The sequence below is a fragment of the Mesobacillus sp. QJM3NY_10 genome (genome assembly GCF_056173465.1).
The window spans coordinates 2,293,264-2,309,245 of the sequence record NZ_CM149675.1 but is presented as its reverse complement, the minus strand read 5'-3'; the positions used below and the strand labels follow the sequence as shown (position 1 = coordinate 2,309,245).

20 protein-coding genes are annotated in these 15,982 nt (G+C 37.9%); 4 read left to right on the top strand and 16 right to left on the bottom strand.

Annotated elements, in window-relative coordinates:
* Window positions 1-62: 62 nt before the first annotated feature.
* Entirely contained in the window at window positions 63-440 is a 378-nt protein-coding gene (locus AC0VX7_RS11630) for a VOC family protein (RefSeq protein ID WP_475427971.1), read from the bottom strand.
* A 275-nt stretch (window positions 441-715) separates the two neighbouring features.
* On the opposite strand from AC0VX7_RS11630, the gene AC0VX7_RS11625 reads away from it, so the two are divergent.
* Together AC0VX7_RS11625 and AC0VX7_RS11620 are read left to right on the top strand one after the other, a co-directional pair.
* A complete protein-coding gene (locus AC0VX7_RS11625; protein WP_475427970.1) occupies window positions 716-1,441 on the top strand; it encodes a hypothetical protein in 726 nt (241 codons plus the stop codon).
* A gap of 760 nt (window positions 1,442-2,201) precedes the next feature.
* Window positions 2,202-2,642 (top strand): cell wall hydrolase, encoded by a 441-nt coding sequence (locus AC0VX7_RS11620; protein ID WP_475427969.1) that lies wholly within the window; start codon window positions 2,202-2,204, stop codon window positions 2,640-2,642.
* 80 nt (window positions 2,643-2,722) lie between these two features.
* On the opposite strand, the gene AC0VX7_RS11615 is transcribed toward AC0VX7_RS11620, so the two are convergent.
* Together AC0VX7_RS11615 and AC0VX7_RS11610 are read right to left on the bottom strand one after the other, a co-directional pair.
* Window positions 2,723-3,481, bottom strand: a complete 759-nt coding sequence (locus tag AC0VX7_RS11615; protein WP_475427968.1) for an SDR family NAD(P)-dependent oxidoreductase — start codon at window positions 3,479-3,481, stop codon at window positions 2,723-2,725.
* A gap of 72 nt (window positions 3,482-3,553) precedes the next feature.
* Window positions 3,554-4,237 (bottom strand): type 1 glutamine amidotransferase domain-containing protein, encoded by a 684-nt coding sequence (locus tag AC0VX7_RS11610; protein ID WP_475427967.1) that lies wholly within the window; start codon window positions 4,235-4,237, stop codon window positions 3,554-3,556.
* 230 nt (window positions 4,238-4,467) lie between these two features.
* On the opposite strand from AC0VX7_RS11610, the gene AC0VX7_RS11605 reads away from it, so the two are divergent.
* Window positions 4,468-4,662, top strand: coding sequence for a hypothetical protein (locus AC0VX7_RS11605; RefSeq protein ID WP_475427966.1), 195 nt, complete (start codon window positions 4,468-4,470; stop codon window positions 4,660-4,662).
* Window positions 4,663-4,799: 137 nt separating this feature from the next.
* Here the strand turns inward: AC0VX7_RS11605 and AC0VX7_RS11600 are convergent, their stop codons facing one another.
* Window positions 4,800-6,605, bottom strand: coding sequence for a S9 family peptidase (locus AC0VX7_RS11600; RefSeq protein ID WP_475427965.1), 1,806 nt, complete (start codon window positions 6,603-6,605; stop codon window positions 4,800-4,802).
* A gap of 345 nt (window positions 6,606-6,950) precedes the next feature.
* Between AC0VX7_RS11600 and AC0VX7_RS11595 the strand changes: the two genes are divergently transcribed.
* Window positions 6,951-7,364 carry a GNAT family N-acetyltransferase gene (locus AC0VX7_RS11595; protein WP_475427964.1) on the top strand — a complete coding sequence of 138 codons (414 nt, stop codon included), beginning with the start codon at window positions 6,951-6,953 and terminating at the stop codon, window positions 7,362-7,364.
* Window positions 7,365-7,473: 109 nt separating this feature from the next.
* On the opposite strand, the gene AC0VX7_RS11590 is transcribed toward AC0VX7_RS11595, so the two are convergent.
* From AC0VX7_RS11590 to AC0VX7_RS11535, 12 genes are all read right to left on the bottom strand, one after another.
* The gene (locus tag AC0VX7_RS11590) at window positions 7,474-7,950 is read right to left on the bottom strand and encodes an NUDIX domain-containing protein (RefSeq protein WP_475427963.1); all 477 of its coding nucleotides are present in this window, start codon (window positions 7,948-7,950) and stop codon (window positions 7,474-7,476) included.
* A 142-nt stretch (window positions 7,951-8,092) separates the two neighbouring features.
* The gene (locus AC0VX7_RS11585; RefSeq protein ID WP_475427962.1) at window positions 8,093-8,716 is read right to left on the bottom strand and encodes a hypothetical protein; all 624 of its coding nucleotides are present in this window, start codon (window positions 8,714-8,716) and stop codon (window positions 8,093-8,095) included.
* Window positions 8,717-8,870: 154 nt separating this feature from the next.
* On the bottom strand, window positions 8,871-9,080 hold the full coding sequence (locus AC0VX7_RS11580; RefSeq protein WP_475427961.1) for a hypothetical protein: 210 nt from the start codon (window positions 9,078-9,080) through the stop codon (window positions 8,871-8,873).
* Between the two features lie 194 nt (window positions 9,081-9,274).
* On the bottom strand, window positions 9,275-10,897 hold the full coding sequence (locus AC0VX7_RS11575; RefSeq protein WP_475427960.1) for a putative polysaccharide biosynthesis protein: 1,623 nt from the start codon (window positions 10,895-10,897) through the stop codon (window positions 9,275-9,277).
* A gap of 121 nt (window positions 10,898-11,018) precedes the next feature.
* The gene (locus AC0VX7_RS11570) at window positions 11,019-11,558 is read right to left on the bottom strand and encodes a hypothetical protein (RefSeq protein ID WP_475427959.1); all 540 of its coding nucleotides are present in this window, start codon (window positions 11,556-11,558) and stop codon (window positions 11,019-11,021) included.
* Between the two features lie 67 nt (window positions 11,559-11,625).
* Entirely contained in the window at window positions 11,626-12,186 is a 561-nt protein-coding gene (locus tag AC0VX7_RS11565) for a hypothetical protein (RefSeq protein ID WP_475427958.1), read from the bottom strand.
* Between the two features lie 143 nt (window positions 12,187-12,329).
* Window positions 12,330-13,148, bottom strand: coding sequence for an aminoglycoside adenylyltransferase domain-containing protein (locus AC0VX7_RS11560; protein ID WP_475427957.1), 819 nt, complete (start codon window positions 13,146-13,148; stop codon window positions 12,330-12,332).
* A 26-nt stretch (window positions 13,149-13,174) separates the two neighbouring features.
* The gene (locus AC0VX7_RS11555; RefSeq protein ID WP_475427956.1) at window positions 13,175-13,363 is read right to left on the bottom strand and encodes a hypothetical protein; all 189 of its coding nucleotides are present in this window, start codon (window positions 13,361-13,363) and stop codon (window positions 13,175-13,177) included.
* Between the two features lie 21 nt (window positions 13,364-13,384).
* A complete protein-coding gene (locus AC0VX7_RS11550; protein WP_475427955.1) occupies window positions 13,385-13,852 on the bottom strand; it encodes a hypothetical protein in 468 nt (155 codons plus the stop codon).
* A gap of 135 nt (window positions 13,853-13,987) precedes the next feature.
* Window positions 13,988-14,332 carry a hypothetical protein gene (locus AC0VX7_RS11545; RefSeq protein WP_475427954.1) on the bottom strand — a complete coding sequence of 115 codons (345 nt, stop codon included), beginning with the start codon at window positions 14,330-14,332 and terminating at the stop codon, window positions 13,988-13,990.
* Between the two features lie 68 nt (window positions 14,333-14,400).
* Window positions 14,401-14,940, bottom strand: a complete 540-nt coding sequence (locus tag AC0VX7_RS11540; RefSeq protein ID WP_475427953.1) for a GNAT family N-acetyltransferase — start codon at window positions 14,938-14,940, stop codon at window positions 14,401-14,403.
* Between the two features lie 28 nt (window positions 14,941-14,968).
* A complete protein-coding gene (locus AC0VX7_RS11535; RefSeq protein WP_475427952.1) occupies window positions 14,969-15,841 on the bottom strand; it encodes a phosphotransferase family protein in 873 nt (290 codons plus the stop codon).
* Between the last annotated feature and the right edge of the window lie 141 nt (window positions 15,842-15,982).

Here is a 15,982-nt window from a genome sequence, read left to right as displayed (position 1 = left end):
CCCGTAGGTAAAAATACGGCAAAATAAAAAGCCGCTCTATATTTAAAAGCGGCTTCAAGGTTTTATTTTTCCATAACAGCAAAGTAATTTTCCTCATCATCAGCAAAGTTAAATACCCTGCCTGAAGGCATGTTTACAATTTCACCGACAAACACATTTCTATTTGATAAATCGCTGCGGAACTTCTCAAGATTCTCAGAATAAAACATTAATGAAGGAGTGCCAAGATTGAGTCCAGGCGACATTTTTGCCACAAATTCTTTATCATGCAGCACGATACTTGTTTCAGAATCTAAACTCGGTGCGATTTCAATCCATCTGAATCCTGTCCCATTATCCTCTTCTGCTTTAACAACAAAACCCAACTTTTCAGTCCAGAACTTCACTGCAACATCCTGATCATTGACGTATAACATGATTTGACCGATTTTACTTATCACAATAATCCCTCCTACTTAATATTCAATTAGATGATTTCTATAAATTGAAGCGAATCTCCTTCTGCATCTTATCGACAGTAATTTACAGTTTTTTGTCAACTACCAGTATTGTAAGATCCTTTCCCTCTGGGTTGCTGCAATCCTCTAATATATAATCAGTGCGGCTGTCGGTATTTACTACCGCAATTCCTTTTCAGGTTGCCTTTCAAGTGTTCATTTAAACAATATTGGGTAATCTGTATGTATCTTGGATTTACTAAAGGGTGTGTTGCTAAATGATAAATAAATTATATTCAGAGATTGCTGTCCCAATCGAGTCCCCTTTTGGGTTTATGCCAGGTAATGAACCTGAGCGAGATTTTACTTTTGACAAAAAGGATCGTTTTAAGGATTACATATTGGAAAATAATGGTCAATCCTATGATATTGGTCTCGATGATAATGGCCAGTGGTACTTTTTCACGTCACTTGAGTGCAACTCACTTGATGAATTGAAGCTTTCAAGACAGATTTTCCGGCCTCCTTATTTAAAAGACGAGAGGCTGAAGCTGGTTGATCTAATGGATAAGTTGGATATTAAGCCATTTTATGAGGGACATGATAAAGCATACGGCCATGTGCTTTCATTCGTTCCTAAGCTGGATTCTGTTTCAGCTTTCAACCAGGCGCGGCTGGCCAATTACGATGGCAGCGACGACCCAACGATTATCAAGAAAATCCATTTTATAGAGAATCAGTACAAAGGTGAGAAAACCCGTTTTATTTCAGGTTTTGAGACAAGGTCCTTTGCGACAGTTACAGAAAATGAATTTTATGCAAAAGAAATTCATTTGCCTGGCAATGCTCGTAACTATTTAAAACTTTTTGTCTATTTCTCAAGATACGGCGTCTTACCTTCCCAGCAGATGATGCCAAGATTCCTTGGGAACCTGTGGGCGTCAACACAAAGCTTGAATACATCAGCAAACCCGGCGTTATTTAAGGATGAAGGAATAGAATAATTCCACTTCGTCTCTGATTGTATAGTATTTGACCTTAATATGTGATTCTCCACTTTTACCGTCACATATTGATCTTGCTTGTGACTGTCATTCATGGATTTCCTTTTTCCCGGCACAAGTTGGCTCTTCTTGTGACCGTCATCCTTGTTTTATCTCTTCCACGGGCACAAGTTGACCTTTCTTGTGACCGTCACTCGTAATTTTTCTCTTTCACGGGCACAAGTTGGCTCTTCTTGTGACCGTCTCTCGTGATTTTTCTCTTTCACGGGCACAAGTTGGCTCTTCTTGTGACCGTCACTCGTAATTTTTCTCTTTCACGGGCACAAGTTGGCTCTTCTTGTGACCGTCACTCGTGATTTTTCTCTTTCACGGGCACAAGTTGGCTCTTCTTGTGACCGTCACTCGTGATTTTTCTCTTTCACGGGCACAAGTTGGCTCTTCTTGTGACCGTCATTCGTAATTTTCCTCTTTCAAGGTCACAAGTTTGACCTTCTTGTGACCGTCATTCGTGTTTCTTCTCCTCTATAGTAACATCTATGGCTTGTTAGAAGACCTGAAGTTGTGATTGTACTCATTTATGATGACACCCATAGCGGTTTTCTCTATTTATTGGATCAAGCCTATAAACTCTAGCTGGGATAGTACGGTTTTTGTCACCATCCACTTTAGCCATTTAACAAATGCTTTATCTCAAGCAAATCGGAACCTCTTAACATTAATACAAGCTGTTTTTAATACAATTCTTATAGAGGTGATAAAAATGCCAAGGGTAAAGTATGTCGACAGTGACGTTGCACTAATTGCCAGGATGATGAGGGCTGAAGCTGAGGGTGAAGGACCGCTGGGGATGCTTATGGTTGGGAATGTAGTTGTAAATCGACTGAAAGCGAATTGTCTAGATTTTGAAGATTTAAGGTCTGTACGAGACGTGATTTTTCAAATTCAAGGAGGAAACTATTCATTTGAGGCCGTTCAAAAGGGGAATGTTTTTTATAACAGAGCTAGAAGTGTAGAAAAAAGATTGGCTAAACAAACATTGGATTATTGGAGACAGCAGCCTTCCAAGTTTGCTCTTTGGTATTTCAATCCGTATGCTCCTTGTCCATCTACATGGTACAATCAACCATTCGCAGGACAATATAAACAACATTGTTATTACGAACCAATTGCTAATACTTGCGAAGGTGCTTATCAATGGTAGTTATAAACTCCACCACGTGTGGAGTTTATTTTTTTCATTAAATAACCGGGGTAAGGTTCTCCCTCCCCCCGGCTTTATAATTATTTCGTATTAGTAAACCCGCCATCGATCCGGATGACTTCTCCATTAATATACTGTGCTTTAGAGGTTAGCAGGAAAGTTACCAGTTCAGCAACTTCCTCTGGCTTGCCCAAACGTCTCTGCGGGATCCCTTTCATCGCGTTTTCCTTCATTGCTGGATTCTCTTCGTAAAAGGATTTCACCATTGGCGTCTCGGTTGGTCCAGGTGCTATGGCGTTCACTCGAAGTCCATCTTTTCCGTATTCCGCGACCATACTCTTCGTTAATCCCACAATCGCGTGCTTTGTAGCAGAATAGGTAACAACGGAATCCTGGCCGATCACGCCTGCACTTGAAGCGGTGTTCACTATGGAACCTCCACCATTCTTCAGCATAACCTCAGCGACATAACGAACACCATAAAGTGCTCCCAAAAGGTTAATCCCGACAATCTTTTCAATTTCTTCAATGGAGGAATCCAGGAAATACGAGCCGCTGCCCGAAATCCCCGCGTTGTTAAAGAAGTAATCAATTTTACCGAATTGTTCAACTGTTTGATCGACATATCTTTTTACATCTTCTTGCTTTGAGACATCAGCTTTGATGATAATCGCTTCTACTCCAAGCTTTTTGACCATCTCGACGGTTTCGCTTCCACCCTCCTCGCTAATATCTACCACTACGATATTCACTTTTTCTTCTGCTAATCTGAGGGCGGTCGATTGCCCTAATCCGCTGCCGCCACCAGTAATAATGGCCACTTTATTTTCGTTTCCCATAAAATTGCACCTCTCCTTTAATCTACATCCTCACTTCAGTTATTTTTCCCTAAGAGGGAAAAAATACGTAAATTATTTCCCCTTCTTCTCCAACGCCTTAACCAATTCTTCCCCCATCAACTCGGAAGAAAATGGGTCACGGCTTGTCACGAGCTGCTCGTCCGCCCATACAGCATGACCTGTTTTTTCCAGATCTCCCTGATCATATTGACTGATCTTTCTCATTTCCTGCTCCAAGCTGAACGGAAGGATATCCAACAGACCTTCTGGCTCAATTTCATCTGGATAACCTGTTACTTTTTTACCCGCGATAAAGCTTTCACCGTTCGGTCTCTTCGCAAACACAAGCGGTGCAGGACCATGGCATTCCGCTGCCACAATGCCGCCTCCATCATAAATTTTGTTCATGATCTCATGTAAATCCTCGTTCTTCGCCAGATCATACATTGCACCATGTCCGCCTACCACTAACACGACATCGTAGTCGTCAGCATTCACATCCGAAAGCTTCATCGTATCATCCGCTTTTCCGGACTCATAAAGCTCTTTATAAATACCTTTCGGATCATAATCTTCGCTTATACTCATTTTATCGATAACCGGCTTGCCTCCAAGCGGCGATGCCAGGTCGACCTGATGGCCCGCCGTTTCAAGAAGCTGCATCGGGGCAAATAATTCCTCTCCCCACCAGCCAGTTTCATAATTGTTTTTCTCATCTTTATGACCACTTGATAATACAGCTAATATTTTTGCCATTGAAAATTCCTCCTTTGTGTTAACAAAGTGTATTTTCCCTAACTTATCCCGGCTTACTCATGAAATTCACTTCCTCCTTTTGCCATGAAAAAACGAGTTTTTCTAAATGGAACTACATTAACAGAGGTAAATTTAATTAAAGTTGAAATTAAATTAGAAAGAATTTACAATAGTTACATACATAGTTTCTCTATGTATGTTACTTACCAAGGTATATGAGGGGTGTATTAATGGGATTTTGGTACTTCTTAATATTATTTTTAGGATTATTTTTAGTTATTAAAGGGTTGTTTATAAAAAAACCAGCTTTGTTAATGATTAAATTTTGCTTGGTGTTTGTCGGTCTAATATTTATTTCATTTTCACTTTTTATGTTCTCGCCAGGAAGTGCAGAAATAATTGCTGAATTATTAAATCTGAATTAAGGGGTTTACGGAAACCTCATATTTATTCGCTCTCTAGCTAAGACGCCTATATTTGTCCTTACACTCAACAGCTCTATGTAAAAAAAACTCCCCTCCACAGGAAAGTTCTCCTGCAGCTGGGGAGTGTTCAAAAAGAATTATTCCGCTAATACCTTCGCTTCAACAAACTGATCAAAAAACTCAAGAATCGTCCTGTTCACAAGGATCTCGTTTTCTTTTTTCGAGAATCCATGCCCTTCGTCTTCAAGTACAAGGTATTTTACGTCGCGGCCTTTTTCCTGTAAGGCTTTGACGATCTGGTCTGATTCCTGCTTCACGACGCGCGGGTCGTTTGCTCCCTGGATGATGAGCATTGGTTTGGTCATCGTATCCAGGTAAGTGATTGGTGAATACTCTGTTAGCTTATCGAAATCCTTGACTGGGTCGCCAACCCACTGATTCATGATTGGTTTCCAATGCTCCGGGACAGAGTTAATGAATGAGAATAGATCGGATGGTCCGAAAATATCGACGACTGCCTTGAAGTATTCCGGATGGCGGCCGTGCAACAGCAGTGCCATATAGCCACCATAGCTTCCACCCATCAATAATGTCTTATCCCTGTCAGCCATTCCGTTTTCGTAAAGGTATTCAAGACCAGCAATGTTATCAAGGCGTGGTCCTTCACCCCAATTGCCCTCGACCATCTTGGTGAACGCCAGTCCATAACCTGTTGATCCGCGGAAATTTGGAGCGAAAATGCTATAGCCTCTGTTCACGAGGAACTGGAACATCGACCGGAAGAATTTACGTTCTGCAGCCTGCGGGCCACCATGAGGACAAAGGATAACATGGCCATTGCTGACATCTTCCTTTGCTTTGAAAAATAAAGCTTCCATCATCATGCCGTCATAGGAAGGATAAGTCAGTACTTCAGGGTTCACTAACTCCTCTTCCTTGACACCCGGAACAGCCAGGTTCGTCAGCTGTTTCCACTCGTCGCTGCCAGCTTTCTTCATGAAAATGTTATTAGGCTTCGTCGCTGATCCGGCAAGTATGTACACATTACCACTTTTAGCGACTGAGCCACCTTGGATAATTGAAGCTGGTAAATGACTGTTTTTATATGTTCCTTCAGCCAAATCGTATTGATATAAATAATCATTCACGCCTTTTGATGTCACGAAATAAAGGCTGTTTGTACTCTTATCATATCGGATAGGTCCGAACTCTTCCTTTTCAATTGAAAGAACCTTGGTAAATTCATGGGTTTTAAGATTGAATTTTGCAAGATAATCAAAATCCTCACCATATGTAGTGACAAAGTAGTACTCGTCACCTACAAAAACTCCTTCACCGACAGTGAATTGGTCATCCGTTTCAGGAGTTAGCGAGTATGATTTCCCATCTTGAAAAATAAATCCAGGTGCGTATGTATTGGCATATTGTTTTAGATAGGCAAAATTATTTTCTTCTTCGTCAACAGCCACTAAAAAGCAAGCCGCACCTTCTCCCTCGACGACCACGCTCTCGTCACCTGATTGGATATCATAACGGTAAATATTCAGATAGGTTTCGTTGCCCTTGGTAGATGTGTAGTAAAGTCGTTGATCGTCCTTCGATAAGAACGGATATATGTGGCGATGCCCTTCTGCCGTGCGGAGCGGCACCATTTCTCCACCAGCAGGAGGGAGTGCGTATAACTGACCATTTTCATCGCCATCATTATCGAAACCAACCACCATAAAGCTTCCATCATGTGAGTAGCTCAATGCTTGGCATGTCTGGTTAATGAATGTAAGCGGATATGGATACTGATTAGGCAGATCCATTGCCCACAAATTGTACTTCCCTGTTAAATTCGTGCTGAACACCAATTGCTTCTCGTCAGGACTCACCGTAAAACTTTGAATGTTAAAGGTACGATAAAAATTCTCGATATCTGGCTTTTTAAATTGAATCACTTTCCCCAACCCCTATACTTTTTAAAATTTTCTATCTATACTGAAAACTTAAACAGAACTAGGGCTAAATGTCCAGCCAAAACCAAAACACAGTTTCGACATGTTTCTTATTCAGCCTTCACAATTAACACAAACTGTCACAATGTCCAAAAAAGCGACAAAGCCTGAAAATAAAGTCAAATCCTGCGCTTTCCCGAGAAATAATTTACCGCTTTTAGGAGGATTTCCCCTCGTAAAATTGAATATAAAAAACAGAGAAGAATGTCTGGAGGGTCCCTGATTTGTTATTTTACTTTTGATTCATATCAACTACCTAAGATAAAAACAAACAGGAGTTGATAGAAGATGTTATTCAAAAATTCACTTGAGGGTATTACACCTGAAATGTTGGAAGGCTTCTTTGATGGTTGGCCTTCCCAACCGAGTCCGGAGACTCACTTCAAACTATTAAAAAACAGCAGCAAAGTAGTCCTAGCACTTAATGAAGATGGTGATCAAGTTGTTGGATTCATCACCGCAATCAGTGATGGAGTCCTATCCGCCTATATCCCCTTCCTAGAAGTGCTGCCAGAGTACAAGAATAGAGGAATCGGTAAGGAATTGGTCAATCGAATGTTGGCAGAACTTGCTGATATTTATATGATTGACTTATGTTGTGACGATGACCTCGTCCCCTATTACGAAAAGCTGGGGATGATAAAAGCAAATGGAATGCTATTAAGGAATTATGAAATGCAATCAGGGGTAAAAGCGGAATAAAGCATTCGAAGACATCTTATTTTTCAACTAAAGCTTGATAAAACTTGCTTAGGGCACAAGACTCTGAGCAAGTTTTAATAATTTCTTCTACTAAACTCGGATAAGGGAATTAGAATAACCTACCCAATAAATTATATGGATCTACATCCCAAGTTTCATATGGCACAAAGTTCTTTGCTTTCATACAATCTATTGTACGAGACTTCATATGCGGGCGAGTTATGTAATGATCTATATTTTCCTCAGTGAGTTGGATGAATTTAGCCTCTTTAATTTCCTCGGGTTGAATTTTAATGTCTCCACTAACATATTTCGCCATAAAAACCACAGATAATAGATGTTTCGTGGCATTATAATACACTCCTGTTATCCCAATAGGTGAGATTACTATTCCTGTTTCCTCTAATATTTCTCTACATACGGCTGTATCAAGTGGTTCTCCTTCTTCCACCTGTCCTCCTGGAGTTTCCCAAGTATCAGATCGCCAGTGTGTCTTGACTAATAGTGTTTCTCCATTTTCATTTGTAACATTTGCTGAAACTGCAACTATATGTTTCGGAGACGTATCCAATATATATCCCTCCATTGTTATTTCACTGATAGTGTAGTACCTAACACAAACACCAGGAAAGGCCCCTTCCTCTAGCTGCTCAAAAAGGGGCCTCATCCTGCACAGATAATGGCACACATTTAACTAAATTATGTTTCTTCACAATCAGATACTGATCTTAGTTCTGATCCACCTTTTTCTCTTCAACCTTTATCTTTAACACTAACACCGTATCATCTTCTTTAATTATTTCTTTTACAGTTTTCTCATCTTGTAAGTCAACCGTACGAAGTGAATTATTTTCCGTTTCTCTATAGACTGCTAGAATCTTTGTTTCACCTAATTCTAGTTCTACTTCTTCTTCACCGATCGCATAATCCCAAGTACTAAGACGGTTAGTATTAGATACTTTTTCATTGATAGTCGGTTGAGTGCTTACACCAGGTCCATAAAGGAATACTAGTGGTCCACCAGAGTTTGGGTTAATCATTCCAAAACCCACTGACCCTTCATCGACTTTATTTGGACTGTTGCCGTAGGATAATTGCGTTATTGGTTGATTCTCTTTTGTTCCATCCTGATACCGATCTACCCAAAGAGTAACCCAACTTGTATCTGCACTAGCTAATTTAAAATCAAAATCAAATAGGATTCCTAAATTTAAATCTTCAAAGGTGTTCACATATTCAGAATCGGATTTAACTGATATAGACGCTGCCTTGTCATTCGAATTGGAACAACCAGAACCCAATATTAAAATGAAAATTAAGATAGAAATGTAAATCAAATAGTTTTTTATCAATGAGCCCCATCCCCCTATTAAATAACCTCGGTGGTAATTTCACTACCGTTTTTGATTTCCTAACATATCTTGCAACATCCACCGTTAAGTACATTTGAACACAATATTTTTTCGGTTTGCATTGGTTGTTTTTTATCAGTCAGTTAAGTATAAGTTAATAAAGATAATCAAATATTTTTTGATAACCAAATGGTAAAAGGTAGGCTACTAATAAACCTATCACGATAGAAGAAGTTGAAAAAATAATTAATTTTCTAAATGAAATTTCTTTCCTATTAAAGGCGATAATGAGTACCTTCACCATAGCAAAGACAGTAATTAATATTATGATAGCTGAAAACACACTTGCTAAAATTACCTCCATAGTACCTTCCTTTCAATAAATACTTATCTAAAATGGGATTAATAAAAGCGCTTATTGGATTGTCCTGCATGTTTTGGGAACTTACCCATAATAAATAATACCATATTTAACCAGCACTTTTATTAAACATTACTTCTCTTTAGCTAAAACCTTTTACACATTTATAAAATAATCAAAAGGGTTACATGGAGTACTCACTGGCGATTTGAGTTATCCTTTCTTTTATTGCTCCAAAATTCCTTTACTAAATTCAGTCTTGAACCTATACCTAAATAAACTAATAACCCCACTGAAATGGAAGTGATCGATGTAGTTAAGGCACGATAATATGAGCTTACAACCTCTGGCAGCCATTGCTCTGTTAAAAATGCAACACACCAAACAGCTATAGACATTGCCAATACTAACAAGAAAACTTCCTTTAAACTCTGAAGTAAGGGTGACAACTTGAATTGAAGGGTTTTTTTAATGATATAAATGTTATATAGAATTGAGACGATAAAACCAAAGTAGGTAGCTAAAATAGGCCCTGCTTCCTTTAGATATGCTACGAGTATGAAGTTTAAAACGATCTTTAAAAAAATCCCCAATAGGATTCCAATGATTAATTTTTTTTGCTCGTTAATTCCTTGCATAATTGCAGCAGTTACCGTAAACAGAGCAAAGAATACTGCGGCTAAAGAGTACCATTGTAAAATAGACCCACCTATTTCAGGACTGTTCTCTAAGCCAAAAACCATTATATAAATCGGTTCTCCAAGAATACCTAAACCCATAGCAGCGGGAAGTGTAAAGAACAAAAGAATCTGGATGGTTTTAGAAATCTTACTTCGGACTTCTAGCATTCTTCCACTTGTAAAATCTGAAGTTATACCTGGTATTAAAGACATACCGAATGCTGTAGCCAATGACACAGGAACCATTACGAGAATTTGAGCTAATCCAATAACAGAATTAATTGTCTCTGCTTCATCTAACTTATAGCCTATAGCCTGAAACAAATTATTAATGGTAAAGGTATCGATGTTCTGATAAATAGGTATTGCTAGTCCTGTAATAACAAAAGGAATTGCATAGCCAATCAATTCCTTGAACATTGATATAACTTTTATGTCTTCGTTATTCGGACTCATATCTCTTTGTTTCTTTATTAAATCTTTTCGTTTAAAGAAAACGAATAATAAAACGATAAATCCTGCTACTCCACCTATAAAGGCGGCAAAGGTAGCAATTCCTACTGCGTTTGTTAGAGAACTGTTAAATATATGAATGGTTACATAGGCACCTGCCAAGATGAAGACAATCCTGACTACCTGCTCTATCACTGTACTTAACGCCGAAGGACCCATAGATTGGCTCCCTTGGAAGTACCCTCTGAAAATACTCATTGCTGGAATAATTAATAAAGCAAAGCTGACAAGACGAATGACAAACTGAACATCCTCTATAGAATTACCTGTTTGATCATTAGGATCGATTAATATTCCTGCTAAGAATGGTGCGGCTAAATACAGCGCTGTAAATGAGATAATACCACTTATGACCATCAGATACATTCCATATCTTAATAGAGTCAAACCGACTCTATAGTTACCTATTTCATTATATTTTGAAACGAATTTGGAAACGGCAAGTGGAAGACCTATTGTTGAAATGCTTAACAGAATTGTATACGGACCATAAGCATATTTATACAAGACGTACCCCTGTGTGCCTACAAGAGCCGTGAATGGTATTATATAAATGAAGCCCAAAACTTTAGATATTAGACTTGCTGCCGTCAAAAAGAAAGTTCCTCTTATAAATTTGCTATCCACAAAAACACCTCTATTAATCACTACTTGCTATGTAAGGTTTTCAAGCCACCTTTAGAATTCAACAAAAAAAGGTGGCTAATCCTTCCTGGATCGACGCACCCTCAAGTTGAATAAAAGGTATTTAGGATGAAGGTAGATTGTTGAACCATTTTTGTATATTGTTCACAAGGTCAGGTTTGGCAGCTGCAGAAACCTTCTTTGGCTTGAACCCTCCCAGTTCCACCACTTCGATGTGGTCTTTACCGTCAATCTGCACAACGCAATAATCTTCAAATGGAGATGCTTCAATCTTTGTGACATTTTGCTCATGGTATAGTTCCTGGATGTCTTCGAAATCTTGTGGCGACGGATACCACTCTTTTTGTTCTTGCAGCTTTACTGGCTGTTCTACTTCATGCTCGTTGCCTGATGAATCTGTCGCTCTGGTCCCGTCCTGATGAAGTTGAAGATGAATTTTTTGAAGCAAGGCAATGACTTCAGAAAACCCAATGAAAAGCATGCCTGTGACAAAACTGGAAAACAGGGCAGGCAAGGTCAATTCCCAGTTTTGACCCATCTCTGATGCTCTGGAACCCAGGCTCAATGCAATGAAAAAACCGCCAATCATTATTACAAACCCTATGACACGGAGCACTTTGGCAACTGAGTTTTGTTTCTCCACATTTATTCCTCCGTTTATACCACTGGAATGGTCATATAATCCATGGTCTGATATATTGTAAAATTTATTATTCTCTCAATTTATCAGACAAACCGTCGTCGTTTCCGTATTCAAATTTCCCGATTTTTCCTTCTTCTTTTGCAGAGAAAGAAACTTTACCTTCTACATTCGCAGTTTGCTCTTCCTCTCCACTTTTCTTATAACCGACCTTCGCAATAAAGGTATAAAGACTTGAATTTTCCTGACTTTGCTCAATTGTGACACTCTTTAAGTTAATCTTATAATCAGCATTGTAAGCAAAAGTTTGGTATTGAGTCCCACCAAATGCAGTTATAAATGAATGAAGTCCAGAATCTGTAAAGTAGGGTCCGTATTTCTCTTCTAATAACTTATCAAGTTCTTTATTTTCTTCTTTATTGTTTACAACAGTCCTATATTTTGGATTCCACATTATATCCATAAACTTCTCATCCGGACCAGTAAACTCATGCTCAAGAACTTTTTTAATAGCATCTTTATTGGCGTCTTCTGCATTTCCGCTTGAGCAAGCAGCTATTAAAAAAACTGACATGATCAACATGAAACTTAAATAAATTGTGGATTTCATTTTTCGCTTAATATTAGACATTATAATTCCCCCTTTCAAAGTAATACGTTTCATAATACATTAAAGATTCAGAAAAAATATTCAACCGCTATTTCATTATTAATTGACTTTTAAAAAGAACAACTCTGCGTCAACAGGACTACTTCTTAATAAAAACAGAACCATTATGATATCTGGCTCTCTACAATCTTATTACAATGATTAATCAGGAATCTTGAGAATCGTAAAGTAGTATCCAATCTCTCCATCTCAGAGCTGAAACACCCTTCCTTTACACCCTTACGTATATTCATAGCTTCCTTTATAATATTGCGCCATTCCCCGGGTAGTTGCTCTAATCCATATTCTCCAGCGTCCAACTTGGAAACAATATCGTATTCCTTTATTGTATAAAACTGACGTAGCAATCCGAGAATAGTCCATTCTATTTCAATATCAACTTCGTCGGTCGGGAGCTTTACTAGATGTTCAATAGAAGTTTCAGCCATCTGGATCCTATTTGTCCAGTACGTATTCATATTTCCAAGTACGTAAGTAGATAACTCTTGAGGCTGAATATCAATCCGAAAGTCCTGCAGCTCTGGCCCGAAAAACTTTATTCCTTTAATCTTTAAAGTCCACCAAGTTATCGGGTTAAAGTTAAAGTAATCACCGAACAATAGTTCACCATTGTTGTAGTACGGATATTTACCGGCATTGCTGAGTTTTCCCATATCCTCGCGAACAGCATAAACTCCGTCCATTTCTGGCTTTTTATATTTGTTCGCTATTGTGGTATGTATACTAGATAATGCTTCTGAATCTTCCTCTGTTAATCGACGATTCGTCAAAGTGATAAAGTCGATGTCACTTGAATCTTCAACATAGGCATTCAGGGCAATTGAACCGTGTATGTATAACCCTTCAATCGTTTCAGGTAAATGTTCATTAAATAGGTTAATATAATCCTTTAAGACTTTTTCGACGATCATTGGTATTTCCATTACTAACTCCCCCTGAGAATATATGTTTATTTGTTCCTTACAGTTATTGAAAGTGCAATTAATGATAATCCTGAAAAAATTGCTAACGGAATAGCTTCAGCTATCAAAAACTCAGGAACTAAATCTGAAAACATTGTTTTAAAAAATAAAAAAGTTGAGAGTAATGCAACGAATACCAAAAATCCTAAGAAAATCAAAGGGAATTTCTTTGTCATTTTAACAGCCCCGTTGGTTTATCATTCTTCGCTATTTGACTTTGGGTTGCTTTTAATAAAAATCCTTAAGATAGTGATTCCGGTTGCCATAATACCCAGGGTGTAAAGGTTAATGAACATCGTATTAGTATATTGATTTAACCAAGGGTAACGGTATATTCTTGATGAAACTTTAGTAGGTGTACCTCCTAAATCGTTAATAAGATCTATAGCAAGCTTATATTGTAAAAAGGACAGCAATAGCAATATAGCAAATGCACCCCAACCGATCTTCATCCAAGTGTTAGATTTTAAGTTGAGAGTCCCTAAAAATCTCCATAAACTTCTTACAAACAAAATAAATAACGCCAGCGCCGGCACTACAAATAAGAGACCTAAGTTGCCATTACCTGATATTACATTAGGCTTGATTGTAAATAAATCTACTAAATAAATAAAGACCACACTTAGGATCAACCACCACACAATAGCCCTTGACCAAAAGCTCATTACTTCACCCCTTAAATGAGTTGAAATCATTCATATGTTCATTCATTAATAAGTGGTAATCCCTCTCCATCAATGCACCCGGAATTGATTATTAAAGTAAAATCTCAATTTATAAATGGGTACCGTTCATTGAAATCAAAACAAGTCATAAATTACCACTTTTTTAGCTATATTTTCATTATCAGAGTTTGTGTAATACCATACTCTTACTTTTTGACCCTGTTTTAAATCATCTATGTTTTCTATAAAGAGGGTTTGAGGACCTACACCTGTTATTAGGGTTTCATCTGTAATTTTCACTTCTAAAGGCATATATGAAGCATCTGGCAAAATTTTAAGTTCAACCAGCACTAATGTATCTCCATTGATTTCATCTATTTGTTTCTTCCCGTCATAATCTCCATATCTAATCAAATCAATAGCAAACCAGTTTACAATTACTATTGCGATAGAGATGACTACCCATTTTATTACATTCAATTTGAGACCCCCTTATTTTTAAGGAGTTATTTTCCCTTTAGTTAAAGATATTTTGAGCCTTGCACCATTTAGTTGAAAAACTCGTCTTTAAGAATACTCATCCTTAACCGATCAACAAATTCACCGTTTCTCAGTCTGTCTTGTCGCAATATACCTTCTTCTACGTATCCCATATTCTTATAGGATTTAATCGCATTTTCATTATCAATCTCTACTCGAAGCCATATCTTGTTTAGCTCTAGTTGTGTAAATCCCCAAATAAGCATTTCGTTCATCGCGGATAATCCGTATCCTTTACCCCAGCAGCTTTTATCTCCAATTGCTATTCCTAATTCTGCGTGCTTGTTTAACTTATCGATATTTTTAAAATCAATCCAACCAATGTGTTTACCTTCTTCAGTGATGATCGCTTTTTGTTCATATCCATTTGTCTTATCTATACACATCTTAATCCAGGCCTGAGTCTCCTCTCTACTGAAGGGAGGATATTTAGCTGGCATATTTAAATGCTTCGTTACTTCTTTATCAAGACACCATTGGTATCTGTCCTCTGCATCATCTATAGTCAAATCTCTTAAATGAACTTTTGGCAATTGAGTTGTATTCATTTCTCTTCTCCCCGCCTGAATTCTTTATTCAGTTCTGTTGTTCCATAAATTCTTTTAATCTTGCTAAATTTTCTTCCAGAAATACTGCGTTTTTCTTAATGCCCCGACGTTTACACCAACCAATACTGTTAAAAGCATCCGTAAATTGATAAAAAGGCAGGACAGTTTCTAAAACGATCAGTGGCCTGATACTGTTATAACCTTCTTTAAAGGCCTTATAGAGGGTAATATCGAAAGATAAAAAATCACGATACAGTTTGGTAAAATCAACTTCTGTTGAACCAAAGCGCACACTCTCAAAATCAATCATTCCTGAAACTTGATCACCGTCAACGATTATATTGGCAGGGCGAAAATCCATATGCACAAAACTTGGTCCATCTGGTGATGGCAGCTTGTGCTTCATTTGCTCGTATTTTTCAATCGCGTGAATATATAAATGTGGATCCAAAACATTCTTTACGTCCTCAGCAAAACTATAAAATTGCTGCTCAACAAAATTAGACCAGTTCGCAAATTCATTTTGTATGCCAGATAACTTTCGATTTGTAGGCGGGCCAATTGTGTGCATCTGAGCTTGAAGAACCCCAACCTGAAACGCGACGGTTGGCGAAACCACAGTTGTTAACGGTTTTCCTTTTAATTCAGATAATAAAAAAGCGCCCGGACACTCATCATCACCAGACCAATAATCCAACATTTCAGGAATAGAAACTCTACCTTTTAATATTTCATAGGCTTCCAACTCACGCTGAAACTTTAATTTTGTATAAGGGATTTTCAAAAAGATATTTTCACCTTTAGACAAGGTACATTTATAGACAGTAGAACTGTGTGAATTTTCTACCTCGGTTAGAGAATCTTCCCGCAGTCCAAATTGCTTAATCACTCGATGTAACAATAAAATTCCCCACTTTTTTATTAATTGGACTCTCTATTTTTTAAATCAGTAAATCTTGTTAATTAAAAGATACCAAAAGCCACCTTAAAGGCAGCTGAAAATATGATTTTTTCCTATGGAATAGGAAACCTGTGTGATGTA